Here is a 16329-nt window from a genome sequence, read left to right on the forward strand (position 1 = left end):
GGAGAATGATGTCCTTTTATACCGATATTTTGAGGTAAAAAAAGCCAGTAATGACTGGCTTTTTAGTGATTAAATCTTACCGTTTCGGAAGATGTTAATTAGTGCATTACTTGAACTATCTAATTCATCAGCATCGTTGTCAGCACCGATTCGTTCTAAAACATCATTACCCAGTACTTTACCGAGCTCGACGCCCCATTGATCAAATGAGTTAATTTGCCAAATAATACCCTGAACAAAGGTTCTATGCTCATATAAAGCAATAAGTGAGCCTAAGGTTTTTGGGGTTAATTTATCCATTAATAAGGTATTACTAGGCTTATTGCCTTCCATGACTTTATGTTTAGCAATTAACTGTTTTTGGTCATCTGATAATGCACTATTGTTCATTTCAGCCATTGCTTCGTCAAAAGTACGCCCTTGCATTAGTGCTTGGGTTTGACCAAAACAATTAGAGGCTAATTGGTTATGGTGTTCACCTAGGGGATTATGACTTTGTAAAGGCATAATAAAGTCAGCAGGAATGAGCGCGGTACCTTGATGCAATAATTGGTGATAAGCGTGTTGACCGTTAGTGCCTTCGCCACCCCAAATCACAGGGCCAGTACTGTAATCGACACGACTCCCCTCTAGCGTGACTGACTTACCGTTACTTTCCATATCTAACTGTTGGAAATAGGCTGGTAAACCTCGTAAATAATGATCGTAGGTTAAAATGACATGGGATTGAGCGTTATGAAAGTTACTATACAGTACTGACAACATGCCCATGATCACTGGCATATTTTGTTCTAATGGAGCTTGTTGGAAATGCTCATCCATATCAAAAGCACCCGACAATAATTGTTTAAAATTGTCCATGCCAATGATTAAAGCAATAGGAAGCCCGATTGCTGACCATAATGAATAACGGCCACCCACCCAGTCCCACATAGGGAAGATATTATTCGCATCCATGCCAAAGTCGGTAGCTTTGTTTACATTAGATGTTACAGCCACAAAATGTTTAGCGACATCTTGTTGGGTCGCACCTTGGTTTAAAAACCACTCTTTGGCGCTTAAAGTGTTTGTGAGTGTTTCTTGTGTTCCAAATGACTTAGAAGACATAACAAATAAGGTGGTTTCTGCGTTCAAACCCGCTAATTTTTCACAAATAGATGTCGCATCAACATTGGCAACAAAATGACAGTTTAATTTGTTCCAATATGGGCGTAATGCTTGAGTAACAATTTTAGGCCCAAGAAATGAACCGCCAATGCCAATACTGACGATGTCGGTGATTGCTTTACCGGTATAACCTGTCCATTGGCCACTTTGAACTTGTTCAACAAAGCCAGCCATTTTAGCTAATGTTTGTTGGACTTCAGGAACAATATTCTGTCCTTCTGCTTGGATATTTTGATGGGCTTGGCTGCGAAGTGCACTATGTAATACTGCACGTTGTTCAGTATTATTAATGATTTCACCATTAAACATTGCTGAAATTTTGTTGGTTAAATCCGCTTCTTCTGCAAGCTTAAATAATAAAGACAAGGTTTCACTATTGACTCTATTTTTAGAGTAATCAAGCATTAATCCGCAGCTTTTTAAATGCATATTCTCGAAGCGGTTTGCATCACTAGCAAACATTTCTCTCATATGAGGCAAAGAAGCAACATTGGTTTTTAACGCTTGCCAAGTTACTGACTCAGTTAAGTGGGGCATTGATCTACGTCCTTGTTTAGCTTAATTTCTCTTTTAACATGATTTCTAGTTTACCTTGGTCAATCGCAAAGTTGCGGATACCTTCGGCAAGTTTATCTACAGCCATAGGATCTTCATTGAACTCCCAACGGAATTGAGCTTCTGTTAAGGCGGCTGGTGGGGTTTGTGTAGTGGTTGATGGGGCCAGTTTTTGGGTGATAGTTTCTTCAGAGTTAGCAAGCTCTTCAAGTAACGCAGGGCCAATAGTCAGACGGTCACAACCTGCTAATTCAACGATTTCACCGGTATTACGGAAACTTGCACCCATAACAATAGTGTTATAGTTATGCTGTTTATAGTAGTTGTAAATTTCGGTGACAGACACGACCCCAGGATCCGTTTGTGCTGTGTACTCTTCACCAGTACTCTTTTTGTACCAGTCTAAAATACGACCCACAAAAGGTGAGATAAGATATACCCCTGCTTCCGCACAAGCTCTAGCTTGAGCAAAGCTAAATAGCAGTGTGAGGTTACAGTTTATGCCTTCGCTTTCAAGTTGTTTAGCCGCGCAGATGCCTTCCCAAGTTGAAGCCAGTTTTATCAAAATACGTGACTTATCAATTCCTGCATCACTGTATAATTTAATTAATTTATGCGCTTTATCGATTGAGCCTTGTTTATCAAAAGATAAACGTGCATCAACTTCAGTAGAAATACGTCCTGGAACAATTTTCAAGATCTCTACACCAATATTGACGGCTAATTTATCACTGGCATCTTCAATTTGCTGAGCTTGATCGTTACTTTGTTGCTTTGCCCATGAAATAGCATTGTCAATTAATGAAGAATATTCTGGAATTTGCGATGCTTTTAAGATTAAAGATGGGTTTGTTGTTGCATCTTCAGGTTGGTAGCGTTTGATTGCTTCAATGTCACCGGTATCAGCAACAATGGTGGTCAATGATTTTAGTTGAGTGAGTGCGTTGGCCATGTAACGATTCCTCTCGATATGCAAATGAATATATCAGTCCCTTTATTAGAAGCTATCTTGGGTTTGATTCCAACTTATTTTGTAAAAAAATTACAAAAAATTGCTCATTTTGGCAAATTTTTTGTGTTTTATTGTTGCATAATTCCGGTTAATAACTTTTAATCATAAATGCTTTAGTCCAGAATTTAAGTTGTTTATACATTTAAGTTATTGATAAAACTTGTTTTATAATTGTTTGGTAAATAGAAAAGTCGCTGAGGCAGCGACTTTTCTAATATAAGTACAAAATTAATCTTTAAAGATTATTTTAGTACAGGAGCTTTCTCTGTACTGCTAACAATTGCTTCAATACGGCGATTTTGTTTGTTAGCTTCAGCAGAGTTACCTTCAACAATGGGCTTGGTTACACCATAACCCACGGCTTCAATACGGTTCCCACTAATTCCATATTTAGTTTCTAACACTTCAGCGACTGCGTTAGCTCGACGCTCAGACAATGCCATATTGTAATCGGCTGCGCCTACATTCGAAGCATGTCCTTCAATCGCCACTGTGTGTTCAGGATGTGCTTTTAAGTAGTCAGCTAACTTTTCAATTTCTGCGTATGACTCTTGTTTAATAACGGAAGAATTGTTATTAAACAAAATACCGCCTAAGTCATGCTTAGTTGTGACAGTTTTATATTCAGTACAACCGTTGCTATCAACTTTATGACTGCTTAAAGTATCTGGGCACTTATCTAATCTATCAACTACACCGTCATTATCAGAGTCAGCGTCTACAGCAGCAACAGCTGCCGCTGCGACTGGTGCAGCAGCTACTGTTCTACCAAAGCGGTAGCTGAGCTCTAAGCCCCAATAGTTACTTTCTAATGCAAGTGTATTCCATTTGTCATCATCTAGGTTTTCGTAGCGACGGTATTTAACCGCTAATTTCATATTTTCGGTAAAATTATACCCAATACCTGCACCCACAAATGGGGCAATTCCTTTGTCACTATAGTATTCAGTGTTCCATTGCTTTTTATTACGAAGCAGATAATTCATCGCCCCCGCTTCTGCAGATAATGACCAGTTGTCTGCAAATGGGTAAAAGCCGACTAAACCAAGGGTAAATCCTCGTGCGCCAACGTCATTGAGCTTATTGCTATAATCAACCCATGTTGCTTGGCCTAAATCACGGTAACCTAGTTCAATACCGAAGTAATCATTGAAAAGGTAACCACCGTTAAGATCCCAAGCATACGGATCATCTTCACCACAGATTTTCATGGTTTTTTGATCGCAATTAGGTTCGTAGTTATTAATACCTACACCACCACCAACATACCAAGGGGTCAATTCCTGAGCTGCAGATGCTGCAAACGGTAACATTGAAGTGAGAAATAGTGCTTTTACTGTGTTCTTCATCATAATAAATCCATTGTTATAAATTCTTCACCAGAACACTTGTCACTCTTAGATTTTAGATTGAGAGTCAGTGTTGCTGGCGCTTAAGTGGTGAGTCCATTATGTTTTTAGCCAGCGGTGTAATTATGGTAGCTAATGTTGTTATTTGCTATAGCTAAAGTTATTAATAAGTCTTAATAAGGTTAATAAGTCGCTAAAACTCCACTTTTAGACCATTCTTTTAGCAGATCAACTTTTATTAATGACCAAATTGATTGGGGTAACTTTGTTTAATTCCCGCTTTATGCTGAGATTAAAACCTTATTAACCCAAACTAAGTATAGTTAATTTAGTGATTAGTGCTGAAAGTGCGAAGTAAGTTAGCGTTTATTTGTGAATTATTTAAAACACTACGTTTTGTTAACGGGTTAATCGACTGTATATGGTTTTATCATTTCTTGTCTAAGGTAGATTTTATAAAGGGCGTGATGTTGGTAAAAGATTAATCATGTTGTTTTTTGTTATGTTTAATTGTTTTTGTCATGTTTATATTGCTGGGGGGGAATGTCTTTTTGTGATCAAGATCATAAGTCTGGTTTTGAGCCGCATGCTAGTTTGAGAAGGTATAAATGTAGGAGCAAAATTGTTTATGCGGCTAATTTGGCATGTTTGCCGATTAAACTAAATTAGAGTTAGTTGAATGAATCGGTATAATGACCCCGCATCAATGATGTTTCCACATTAGAACTACTACCTAATAAAATCAAAATAATTTAATAACTTCATTTTTTGGTTCTTAAGTAACTAAAAAATAAAGTTATTCTAAAGGGAAAGACAAGCATTATGGCAATGTTAGAAACAATTGTGAATTTTTTAAACGGTTTGCTCTGGGGCAAATTGTTAGTTTATGGGCTGGTCGGCGCAGGCTTATATTTTACTCTTCGCTTAGGGTTCATACAGTTAACCCACTTTGTTCACGGTATAAAAGTATTATCGATTAGCCGTAAACCAGGTAAGCACGGTTTATCTTCATTTCAAGTATTCTGCACCAGTATGGCTGCTCGAGTTGGTGCTGGTAATATGGCCGGTGTCGCTGTTGCTATTGGTGCTGCAGGACCTGGTGCGGTGTTCTGGATGTGGGCGATTGCTATGCTGGGTATGGCAACGGCAATGGTCGAGTCGACATTAGCGCAGGTTTACAAAGTAAAAGACAGTGATGGCCAATATCGTGGTGGTCCAGCTTATTATATGGAAAAAGGGTTAGGACAACGCTGGATGGGCGTGCTGTTCTCAATCTTTTTGATTATTGCTTTTGGCTTAGTATTCAATGCTGTACAAGCAAATACCATTACAGGTGCAATGACTCAAGTTTTCGGTATTGACGAAGTCGTCGTTGGTATCATTATTGTGATCTGTAGTGCTTTTGTGATCATGGGAGGATTGAGAAAGGTTGCTAAGGTTTCTGAGCTTATTGTGCCATTTATGGCATTGGCTTATATCGCCATTGCAATTGTAGTGGTGGCAATGAATATCGAAAAGCTACCTGATGTCTTTATGCTTGTTATTAATAGCGCATTTGGTTGGCAAGAGGCTGCAGCAGGTGGTGTTGCTTATAGTGTTGCTCAGGCGATGCAAGCAGGTATTGCGCGTGGATTATTTTCAAACGAAGCTGGTATGGGTAGTGCTGCTAACGTAGCTGCCTCAGCATCACCTAATCCAAATCACCCTGCTTCTCAAGGTTTTGTGCAAATGATGGGAGTATTTGTTGATACCATCGTTATCTGTACAGCAACTGCAGCAATCATTTTATTATCGGGTGATGCTGGTTCAAGTGGTGATGGTATTGCTAAAACGATTAATGCGTTGACTACTCATGTTGGTGAGTGGGGCGGAGCATTTATTGCTTTAGCAATCTTACTGTTCTGCTTTACGTCGATTATTGCTAACTACTCTTACGCTGAAACCAATGTAATGTTCCTTTCTGGAAATAGTAAAAAAGCACTGCCTGTTTTCCGTATTGCTGTGCTAGGTATGGTGATGTTTGGTGCGATAGCTAAAATTGGTTTAGTTTGGGATTTAGCAGACGTATCAATGGGCTTAATGGCGGTAGTGAATATTGTTGCACTCGTTTTATTATCGGGACTTGCGATACGTGTTATTAATGACTATCGTGAGCAAATAAAGGCAGGACAAGAACCTGTTTTCGATACCAATAAATTCCCAGAACTAGCGGATCAATTAGAAGGAACCGTTTGGCCAGACTCTTCAACCGCCAATAAAAACTAGTACAGAAAATGTAATCTGTAGTATGGGTTATATCCATTAGCCTTATCGAAAAAACCATGCTTAATCGGCATGGTTTTTTTATTTTAGTCACGTATCATGTAGGGAAATAAATTGAGGAGTGACCTATGCTGGTTTTAGTTTCACCTGCCAAAACATTAGATTATGAGAACCCTGCTATTACTGACTCTTATACTTTACCTTCTTTATTAGAGTATAGTCAGTCGCTTATTGATGTCTGTCGTCAACTCTCTCCTATGGATATTGCTAGCTTGATGAAAGTGAGCGACAAGATAGCCGGTTTAAATGCCGCAAGATTTGAGCAATGGCATGCCGATTTCACCCCAGAGAATGCCAAACAAGCCGTTTTTGCTTTCAGAGGGGATGTGTATACAGGCTTTGATGCAGACTCTCTTACTGAAGCACAGTTACAGTCAGCACAACATCATTTAAGAATTTTATCTGGACTATATGGGTTATTAAAACCATTAGATTTAATGCAGCCTTATAGGCTTGAAATGGGCACTAAATTGGCAAACCCTAAAGGCAATAACCTTTATGCGTTTTGGGGCGATATTATTACTGAAGAAGTCAATAAAGCGCTAGCAGAACAAGGTGATGATATCATTATCAACTTAGCGTCTAACGAATATTTTAAGTCAGTTAAAACCAAGCAGTTAAACGGGCAGCTTATTACGCCAGTCTTTAAAGACTGTAAAAAAGGTCAGTATAAAGTGATTAGCTTTTATGCCAAAAAAGCTCGAGGCTTAATGGCAAGATATATTATTGATAAGAAGCCGACTTCATTAGATGATTTAACCGCATTTGATTTAGAAGGCTACTATTACAGCCCAGAGCAATCAACTATAGACTCTCCAGTATTTTTGCGTGAAGAACAATAAAGAATCACTTTTTTATGAGTTGAATACAAAAAGTGCCCTAAACTTTAAACAGGTGTAGGGCACTTTTTATTGTTAAGTAATTAACCTAGTTTTTAGGTTGAAGCGGTCTTAGTTCTACTTCAGACTGCGCCATCATATAAGCAAAATGAACATAGGCGGCAACATTTTGTGCTAAGGCCTTAGGATCAATTTTATCTAATGTATCATTTGGTGTGTGATGGTAGTCAAAGTAATCTGTGCCATCTTGTTTCAAAGATGCTACTGGCACGCCTAGTTTAGGTAGCATAGATACATCTGGCCCGCCTGAAGCCGTGTTAGTCCCTAAGGCTACACCGATTTGTGTGATAGCAGAAACTTGATGCTGAATTTGACTAAAGCTTGTTGGTGCTACATTGAAATCAATTTGGTAAACAGGGCCTGCACCAAAATCTGATTCTGCGGCAATGTAGTGTTTACTTAATTCTTCACTGTGTTCAGCTGCATAAGCTTTTCCACCCACTAACCCCACTTCTTCAGCGGCGTAAAGGACTACACGAATAGTTCTGGCTGGTTTTTTTGGTAAATCTTGAATGAGCTTCGCTGCAGCCGTAACAATGGCGACGCCTGCGCCATCATCAATTGCGCCTGTCCCTTCATCCCACGAGTCTAAATGTGCACCAATTAACACTATTTCTTCAGGCTTAGAGTGACCAGTCACTTCTGCAATGACATTATAAGATGTAGCCACTCCTAAGTTTTTTGAACTCATATTAAGCGACATGATAATGTTTGGGTCACGTTTCAACATACCATTGATCAGTTCTGCGTCAGGAATAGACATCGCGGCAGCAGGAATTTTAGGCACATCTTCTTGATAACGCATCATGCCAGTATGAGCCATACGATCATGGTCTGTACCAATTGAACGGATAACAATAGCCATAGCCCCTTTTTTAGCGGCTTCTACTGCTCCTTTTGAACGAGCACCGACGGTAATACCATAGCCCCGTCCATCTTTGTGCTTTTCAGTTTGATGGTCGATAAATACAATTTTACCTTCAACATCTTTATTAGAAGCTGCAATTAAGTCACTTAAAGTGTCGAAACGGATAATCGGGGCTTGAATGCCTTTTTCTGGGGTAGAAACACTGCCGCCTAAAGCAGTAATTACAAGAGGTTGTTCAAAAGGGGAGACAATGCTGGCTACGGCTTTTCCTCGAGACCATGCAGGAACTTGGACTGATTCTTTATACACCTTATCAAACCCTAAAGACTTAAGGTTATGTATGGCCCAATCTACAGCCTGTAAGTCTTTGTCTGTTCCAGCAAGCCTTGGGCCGACTTCTACCGTTAATGATTCAACTAAGTCATAAGCTAAATTAGATTGCAGGGCTTGTTGTGCCAATTGCTGACTTATTTTTGCATCTTCAGAGTTATTAATTGTGGCTTTTATTGGATCATTGTTAATTTTAGTTGTCTGTTGGCATCCAAATAAAACGAGAGTAAATAACGCAATTAGGCTGGCGCTTTTATAGTTTTTCATGAGTTTCCTTTAAAAATTATAACTAAGTCTCACTTTTTCCAACAATGTACCAAAAAGTGTGCTTCATGTCCCGACTCTATTTTTAAGGTAACGCTATATTAGTCTGAGGTTAGATGAGGAGAGTAACTCGGGTGATGAATATAGAAAAAATGCAACAACAGGCTGATCACGCTGTTGTACTTCTAAAAGCGTTAGCTAATGAGCGTAGATTATTTATTTTATGTCACCTTTTAAATGATGGTGAGATGTGTGTAGGTGATATGAATAAAAAATTAGGGTTAAGCCAATCGGCTTTGTCCCAGCACCTTGCATGGCTAAGAAAAGATAATTTAGTGTGTACACGAAAAGAAGCACAGACTGTTTATTACTCACTGAAAAGTGATGAAGTTAAAGCCTTAATTCAAGTGTTAAATAACATGTACTGTCACTAAATACCGACTAAAATAAAACAATTAATCGTTATAAGTGAACATCACAGGCTCTAATAGTGCTAACGCTATTAGAGCTTTTTTTGTATTTAAATTAGTTATTAGGCAAATTTTAGATATAAAAAAACCGGCCTAAGCCGGTTTTTTGAATTGTGTTCTAAAATTAAGCTGCTAGAGCTTTGATTTTAGCGTTTAAACGTGCCTTTTGACGTGCAGCTTTATTCTTATGAATAAGGCCTTTAGTCGCCATACGGTCAACGATTGGTTGTGCAACTGCGAATGCTTCTGTAGCCGCTTTGTGGTCACCGCTCTTGATAGCAGCGATAACTTTTTTAACGTATGTACGTAACATTGAGCGACGGCTTGCGTTATGCTGACGACGCTTTTCAGATTGAAGCGCGCGCTTCTTTGCAGACTTGCTATTAGCCAAGGTGCAACTCCTAAAAACTGGATTTGATACTTTTAAAGGCCGAGGAATATGCCTGCTTTTTGTCGCTTTGTCAACGACAATGATTGAAATATCATCATAAAGATAAAAAAATCAATCTAGCGTGCTTAATCTTCAACCCACTCGTGTAATATGTGGCGCAATTCTAACAGCTCTTGCGTCCTTGTGACAGAGTTTGGTTAGAATTTTTGCGACAAATCCCATTATTATTTGGGAGGCAAATAAGCATTAGGGGGTCAATTGAGTAAAAAGTTAATTAAATCGGGTGTTATCGTCAGCGCTATGACATTGATTTCACGCGTGTTGGGGCTAGTTAGAGACGTGGTTATTGCAAACTTAATGGGAGCAGGAACCAGTGCAGATGTATTTTTCTTTGCCAATAAAATCCCTAATTTTTTACGTCGCTTATTTGCAGAAGGGGCTTTTGCGCAAGCTTTCGTTCCGGTGTTAACCGAATACCAAGAAAAGAATACCCCAGAAGAAACGCGCGAGCTCATTAGCAAAGTCGCGGGAACTTTAGGTCTGTTGGTAACCGTGGTCACATTATTTGGCGTAATTGGTTCACCTATATTAGCGGCATTATTTGGTGGTGGTTGGTTCTTAGATTGGCTCAATGATGGCCCTAATGCTGAAAAATTCGAACTCGCTTCATTAATGCTTAAAATTACTTTCCCTTATTTATGGTTTATTACCTTTACCGCTTTAGCTGGGGCAATTTTAAATACCCGAGGACGCTTCGCGGTGTCGGCGTTTACCCCCGTTTTTCTTAATATTGCAATTATTAGCTTTGCCATCTGGCTATCACCAACGCTTGAAAAGCCTGAAATCGGCTTGGCTTGGGGGGTGTTCTTTGGTGGTTTAATTCAATTTTTGTTTCAAATCCCTTTTTTATTAAAGGAGCGAGCGCTAGTCAAACCGTCCTGGGGATGGAACCATTCTGGGGTTGTTAAAATTCGTACTCTTATGATTCCAGCGTTGTTTGGAGTATCTGTTTCACAGATAAACTTATTATTTGATACTTTTATAGCTAGTTTTCTGATGACGGGCTCTATTAGCTGGTTATATTATTCAGATAGATTACTGGAGTTTCCGTTAGGGTTATTTGGTATTGCCATTGCCACGGTAATATTACCGGCGCTGTCTAAAAACCATGTTAATGCGCAAGGTGAAGGGTTTAGTCAAACTATGGATTGGGGGGTTAAAGCCATTTTATTACTAGGTATGCCGGCAATGTTAGGGCTTATTTTACTGGCTCAGCCCATGTTAATGGTGTTGTTTATGCGCGGTGCATTTAGTATCACAGATGTGGAGATGGCATCATATAGCTTAATTGCTTATGGCAGTGGCTTGCTGAGCTTTATGTTGATTAAAGTATTAGCACCGGGCTATTACTCACGACAAGATACTAAAACACCGGTTAAGTTTGGTATTATCGCCATGATCAGTAATATGGCGTTCAATTTAATTTTTGCTATTCCTTTTGGATATGTCGGGCTTGCGATTGCAACTTCTATGTCGGCATTACTCAATGCATGTTTGTTATATCAGGGGCTACATAAAGCTGGGGTTTATCGTATTAGTCGCAGCACTATAATTTTTACCTTAAAAGTAATCGTGGCTACATTAGCAATGACCGCATTGATTTTATATGCATTACCTGAACAAACACAATGGCTTAGTTGGTCTTTCTCCCATCGGGTGAGTGTTTTGGCTATGCTGATTTCAGCTGGCGCAGGGTGCTATTTGGTGACTCTGGTTATTCTTGGTATAAGACCTTGGAAAATTAAAAAGGCTCCAACTCTATCCTAATGGGATATTTATCCTCGCTTTATAGCCCTTTTGGGTTTAAGTGAGTGTCGGTTTGGGTATATAATCTGCCGATTTATAATTAGCAAACTTTCACAGGCAAGCATTGGCGTAATGGAATTAATCCGCGGTATACACAATATATTACCTTCTCATAATGGGTGCGTGCTGACTATTGGTAACTTTGATGGCGTGCATCGTGGGCATGCTGAGGTTATCCGTAATTTAGTGAATAAAGCTCACCATTTTCAATTGCCTGCTATGGTGATGACATTTGAGCCTCAGCCCCAAGAAATGTTTAAAGGTGAAAATGCGCCAGCTAGATTAAGTTTGTTAAGAGATAAAATTGCTTTATTAGATGAGTTAGAAATTGACCAATTATTGTGTGTCAACTTTACTCCTTCCTTTGCTAGTCAGCCTGCTCAAGCTTTTATTGAAGATTTGTTAGTCAATAAATTGGGCGTGAAGTATTTAGTGGTTGGTGATGATTTTTGTTTTGGCAAAGGCAGAGAAGGTAACTTTAACTCATTAGTTGCTGCTGGTAAGCAATACGGTTTTACCGTGGTGAGTACTCAGAGTTTTCTTGTGGGGTCACAACGAGTAAGCTCCACATTAATTCGTGAGCAACTCCAGTTAGGTAATCTTGAACAAGCAAGACGCATGCTTGGGCATCCCTTCATGTTAAGCGGCAAAGTAGCGCATGGACAAAAAATTGGACGAACAATTGGGTTTCCCACAGCAAATATCGCTTTAAAGCGTAAAGTAGTTCCTGTACGAGGTGTTTTTGCTGTTCGTTTATTTACCTACGACAGTGAAGAAGAATATCAAGGTGTTGCAAATGTGGGATTTAGACCGACAGTGCAAGGCCAAGTTTGTCAGTTAGAAGTGCACTTATTTGATTTTGATGGTGACTTATATGGCAAGCGAGTAGACGTTGAATTAGTGGCTAAAATTCGTGATGAACAACCTTTCGAATCACTTGATGCACTGAAGAAACAAATTTTGAATGATGCGAATGAAGCTAAGGCTTTATTCAGCTTTGATGCAAGCTGATAAACAGCTTAAATAATGGTATGGAATCAATGAGCGACTATAAACTGACTTTGAATTTGCCGGAAACTGAGTTTCCGATGCGTGGTAATTTAGCTAATCGTGAGCCAGAAATGTTAAATCGCTGGACACAAGATGGGTTATATCAGCACATTCGTGAAAATAGAACCGGTCGTAAACCATTCATTTTGCATGATGGTCCTCCGTATGCAAATGGTAATATTCATATTGGTCACTCAGTTAATAAAATTCTAAAAGACATTATTATCAAGTCAAAAACCATGTCAGGTTTTGACGCACCCTATATTCCAGGTTGGGATTGTCATGGTTTACCTATCGAGCTTAAAGTTGAACAAAAAGTCGGTAAGCCAGGACAAAAGATCTCTGCGGCTGAGTTTCGTGAAGAATGTCGCAAGTATGCGGCATTGCAGGTTGACGGTCAGCGTAATGACTTTATTCGTTTAGGTGTCTTAGGCGATTGGCATAACCCATACTTGACCATGGATTTCAGCACTGAAGCAAATATTGTCCGCTCTTTAGCAAAAGTCATCGACAGTGGTCACTTACACAAAGGCGTTAAGCCAGTGCATTGGTGTACAGATTGTGGCTCAGCCTTAGCTGAAGCTGAAGTTGAGTACGAAGATAAAACCTCTCCAGCAATTGATGTGGCATTTGAAGCGACTGATAGCAAGGCAATAGCGGCTAAGTTTGGTATTAATGACTACGCCCATGCTGTTTCAATGGTCATTTGGACAACCACACCATGGACATTACCCGCAAACCGCGCTTTATCATTAAGCCCAGATTTAGATTACAGCTTAGTTGAGTACACTAAAGAGGGGGTAACGGCCGCAGTTGTGTTAGGTCAAGTTTTAGTTGAATCATGTGTTGAGCGTTTTGGCTTTGAGTCTCATAAAGTATTAGCCGAAGTGAAAGGGGCTGAGCTTGAATTAACGCGCTTTAAACATCCATTCTTGAGTTTTGATGTGCCTGCTATTTTAGGCGATCACGTTACAACCGATGCAGGTACTGGTGTCGTTCATACTGCACCTGGACATGGTCAAGACGACTTTGTTGTTGGTCAAAAATATGGTTTAGAAGTTGCTAACCCTGTGGGTGACAACGGTGTTTATAAAGCGGATACAGAATTTTTTGCTGGCCAACACGTCTTTAAAGCCAACAAGAATGTGGTTGCGCTATTAGAAGAGAAGGGCGCATTGTTATCGCATGTGGCTTATCGCCACAGCTATCCACATTGCTGGCGTCACAAAACACCGATTATTTTCCGTGCTACGCCTCAGTGGTTTATTTCAATGGATAACAAAGGCCTAAGAAGCCAAGCATTATCTGAAATTGAAAAAACACAGTGGTTACCTGACTGGGGCCAAAGCCGTATTGAAAAAATGGTTGAGAACCGTCCTGACTGGTGTATTTCTCGTCAACGTACATGGGGCGTACCAATTACCTTATTTGTACATCGTGAGACAGAAGAGTTGCACCCTGACAGCGTATCTCTGATGGAAAGAGTAGCTCATCGCATCGAGCAACAAGGTATTCAAGCTTGGTGGGATTTAGATGCAGCAGAGTTGTTAGGTGATGAAGCTGACCAATATCGTAAAGTTACTGATACTTTGGATGTTTGGTATGACTCTGGCTCAACTTTCTCATCAGTGGTTGCCTCGCGTCCTGAGTTTCAAGGTCACGAAGTTGATCTATATCTTGAAGGAAGTGACCAACACCGTGGTTGGTTTATGTCTTCATTAATGATTTCAACAGCGATGAATGGCAAAGCGCCTTACAAACAAGTATTGACCCATGGCTTTACCGTTGATGGTAAAGGTCGCAAGATGTCAAAATCTGTTGGTAATGTTATTGCGCCATTACAAGTGACCAATAAATTGGGCGCTGACATTTTACGTTTATGGGTTGCGGCCACTGACTACAGCGGTGAAATGACCGTTTCTGATGAAATTCTAAACCGTAGTGCAGATGCTTACCGTCGTATTCGTAATACTGCGCGCTTCTTATTAGCGAATCTAAATGGCTTTAATCCTGAAACCGATATGGTTGCTCCAGCTGATATGGTAGCACTAGACCGTTGGGTATTACGCCGTGCAGATGCGATTCAACAAGAAATTATGGCGGCTTATGAGCAATATAACTTCCATTTAGTGACTCAAAAATTAATGCAGTTCTGCTCGGTAGAGTTAGGGGCATTCTATTTAGACATCATTAAAGACCGTCAATACACTGCTAAACAAGATGGTAATGCGCGTCGTAGTTGTCAATCGGCACTATTCCATATTGCTGAAGCGATGGTACGTTGGATCACCCCAATTCTAAGCTTTACAGCGGACGAGATTTGGCAGTTATTACCAGGTGAACGCGCCAAATATGTGTTCACTGAAGAATGGTATCAAGGGCTAGAGTCTGTCACGTTAGATTCTGATTTAAGTGATGAGTACTGGCAGCAACTGTTAACTGTTCGTACTGAAGTGAACAAAGTGATTGAACAAGCTCGTCGTGATAAACGTATTGGTGGTTCATTAGAAGCTGAAGTGACTTTATTTGCTGATGCTGACTTGTCTAGCCAATTAGCTAAACTAGATGATGAATTACGTTTTGTGTTATTAACTTCAAAAGCACAAGTGGCCAATTTAGCTGATGCTCCTGCAGACGCAACCGACACTGAGCTAGCTAATCTGAAGTTGATTGTCAGCAAAAGTGAAGCACAAAAATGTGAGCGTTGCTGGCACCATCGTGAAGAGGTTGGCACCATCGACGCTCACCCAACCTTGTGTCAACGTTGTGTGACCAATATTGAAGGTAATGGCGAACAACGCGAATTTGCATAAGGGTTAGATAATATGAGTACTGTTCCAGTTTCCTGGAAAGACAGTGGCTTACGTTGGTATTGGGTAGCTGTGTTCGTGTTTTTAGCGGATCAGCTATCTAAACAATGGGTACTGAATAACTTTGAGTTGTATGAATCAATTCAGCTTTTACCGATTTTCAATTTTACTTATGTCAGAAACTATGGCGCTGCCTTTAGCTTTTTAAGTGAAGCTGGCGGCTGGCAAAGATGGTTCTTTGCCATTATAGCGGTCGGTTTTAGCACATTATTAACCGTTTGGTTAAGAAAGCAATCGCATCAACTTTGGCGAACCAATCTGGCCTATACCTTAGTAATAGGCGGTGCAATTGGTAATTTAATTGATCGTCTAATGCATGGTTTTGTGGTTGATTTTATAGACTTTTACTGGAAAACCAGTCATTACCCCGCTTTTAATATTGCAGATTCAGCCATTTTCATTGGCGCAGTATTAATTATTTGGGAAGCGTTTAAACCTGATGTGGTTGATGATAAGCAGGAGCAAGTAAAGTGAGTGAATTAACTTCAACAACTCGGGCAATTTTATGCCATATGAACATTCTGTTAGAAGATGGTTCAACGGCGGATAGCACCAAAGCTTCAGGTAAACCTGCTCGACTCAATATTGGCGATCAAAGTTTAAGTCCTGCTTTAGAAGCGCAAATAATCAATTTGGCTGAAGGCGATAAACACACGTTTACGCTTGAAGCTAAGGATGCTTTCGGAGAGTCTAACCCAGATGCAATTCATCATTTAGACCGCAGTCGTTTCCCTGCAGACATGAACCTCGAACCCGGTGTCATAGTCAGCTTTGCAGGTCCCGGTGGTAGCGAAATTCCGGGCATTGTGCGTGAAAGTGCGGGTGAGTCTATCACTGTTGACTTAAATCATCCTTTGGCTGGCCATAAAGTCACTTTCGAATTGGATGTGATTCAAGTGATAACGGAGTAAAACTA

13 protein-coding genes are annotated in these 16329 nt (G+C 40.0%); 8 read left to right on the plus strand and 5 right to left on the minus strand.

Annotated features, from left to right (window positions below; genetic code table 11):
• Window positions 1-69: 69 nt before the first annotated feature.
• From pgi to L2672_RS01905, 3 genes are all read right to left on the minus strand, one after another.
• Window positions 70-1704, minus strand: coding sequence for a glucose-6-phosphate isomerase (gene pgi, locus L2672_RS01895; protein ID WP_248994133.1), 1635 nt, complete (start codon window positions 1702-1704; stop codon window positions 70-72).
• Between the two features lie 16 nt (window positions 1705-1720).
• On the minus strand, window positions 1721-2674 hold the full coding sequence (tal, locus tag L2672_RS01900; protein WP_248994134.1) for a transaldolase: 954 nt from the start codon (window positions 2672-2674) through the stop codon (window positions 1721-1723).
• Between the two features lie 302 nt (window positions 2675-2976).
• On the minus strand, window positions 2977-4086 hold the full coding sequence (locus L2672_RS01905; RefSeq protein ID WP_248994135.1) for an OmpA family protein: 1110 nt from the start codon (window positions 4084-4086) through the stop codon (window positions 2977-2979).
• A gap of 825 nt (window positions 4087-4911) precedes the next feature.
• Between L2672_RS01905 and L2672_RS01910 the strand changes: the two genes are divergently transcribed.
• Window positions 4912-6348 carry an alanine/glycine:cation symporter family protein gene (locus tag L2672_RS01910; protein ID WP_248994300.1) on the plus strand — a complete coding sequence of 479 codons (1437 nt, stop codon included), beginning with the start codon at window positions 4912-4914 and terminating at the stop codon, window positions 6346-6348.
• 125 nt (window positions 6349-6473) lie between these two features.
• Complete coding sequence (gene yaaA, locus L2672_RS01915; RefSeq protein WP_248994136.1) at window positions 6474-7247, plus strand: peroxide stress protein YaaA; 774 nt, start codon at window positions 6474-6476, stop codon at window positions 7245-7247.
• Between the two features lie 85 nt (window positions 7248-7332).
• On the opposite strand, the gene L2672_RS01920 is transcribed toward yaaA, so the two are convergent.
• Window positions 7333-8769 carry a M20/M25/M40 family metallo-hydrolase gene (locus L2672_RS01920; protein ID WP_248994137.1) on the minus strand — a complete coding sequence of 479 codons (1437 nt, stop codon included), beginning with the start codon at window positions 8767-8769 and terminating at the stop codon, window positions 7333-7335.
• 134 nt (window positions 8770-8903) lie between these two features.
• On the opposite strand from L2672_RS01920, the gene L2672_RS01925 reads away from it, so the two are divergent.
• A complete protein-coding gene (locus L2672_RS01925) occupies window positions 8904-9200 on the plus strand; it encodes an ArsR/SmtB family transcription factor (RefSeq protein ID WP_248994301.1) in 297 nt (98 codons plus the stop codon).
• 160 nt (window positions 9201-9360) lie between these two features.
• Here L2672_RS01925 and rpsT read toward each other — a convergent pair whose 3' ends face one another.
• The gene (gene rpsT / locus L2672_RS01930) at window positions 9361-9627 is read right to left on the minus strand and encodes a 30S ribosomal protein S20 (protein ID WP_248994138.1); all 267 of its coding nucleotides are present in this window, start codon (window positions 9625-9627) and stop codon (window positions 9361-9363) included.
• Window positions 9628-9885: 258 nt separating this feature from the next.
• On the opposite strand from rpsT, the gene murJ reads away from it, so the two are divergent.
• The 5 genes from murJ (at window position 9886) to fkpB (ending at window position 16324) form a co-directional block, all read left to right on the plus strand.
• Window positions 9886-11454, plus strand: coding sequence for a murein biosynthesis integral membrane protein MurJ (gene murJ / locus L2672_RS01935; RefSeq protein WP_248994139.1), 1569 nt, complete (start codon window positions 9886-9888; stop codon window positions 11452-11454).
• A gap of 111 nt (window positions 11455-11565) precedes the next feature.
• On the plus strand, window positions 11566-12504 hold the full coding sequence (gene ribF / locus L2672_RS01940; protein WP_248994140.1) for a bifunctional riboflavin kinase/FAD synthetase: 939 nt from the start codon (window positions 11566-11568) through the stop codon (window positions 12502-12504).
• A 29-nt stretch (window positions 12505-12533) separates the two neighbouring features.
• Window positions 12534-15356, plus strand: a complete 2823-nt coding sequence (gene ileS, locus L2672_RS01945; protein WP_248994141.1) for an isoleucine--tRNA ligase — start codon at window positions 12534-12536, stop codon at window positions 15354-15356.
• A 12-nt stretch (window positions 15357-15368) separates the two neighbouring features.
• Entirely contained in the window at window positions 15369-15887 is a 519-nt protein-coding gene (lspA, locus tag L2672_RS01950; protein WP_248994142.1) for a signal peptidase II, read from the plus strand.
• Window positions 15884-16324 carry an FKBP-type peptidyl-prolyl cis-trans isomerase gene (gene fkpB, locus L2672_RS01955; RefSeq protein WP_338055580.1) on the plus strand — a complete coding sequence of 147 codons (441 nt, stop codon included), beginning with the start codon at window positions 15884-15886 and terminating at the stop codon, window positions 16322-16324. The genes lspA and fkpB overlap by 4 nt, the downstream gene beginning before the upstream one ends.
• Window positions 16325-16329: the final 5 nt, after the last annotated feature.

The sequence above is a fragment of the Shewanella gaetbuli genome, assembly GCF_023284065.1.
Taxonomy (GTDB): Bacteria; Pseudomonadota; Gammaproteobacteria; order Enterobacterales; family Shewanellaceae; genus Shewanella; species Shewanella gaetbuli.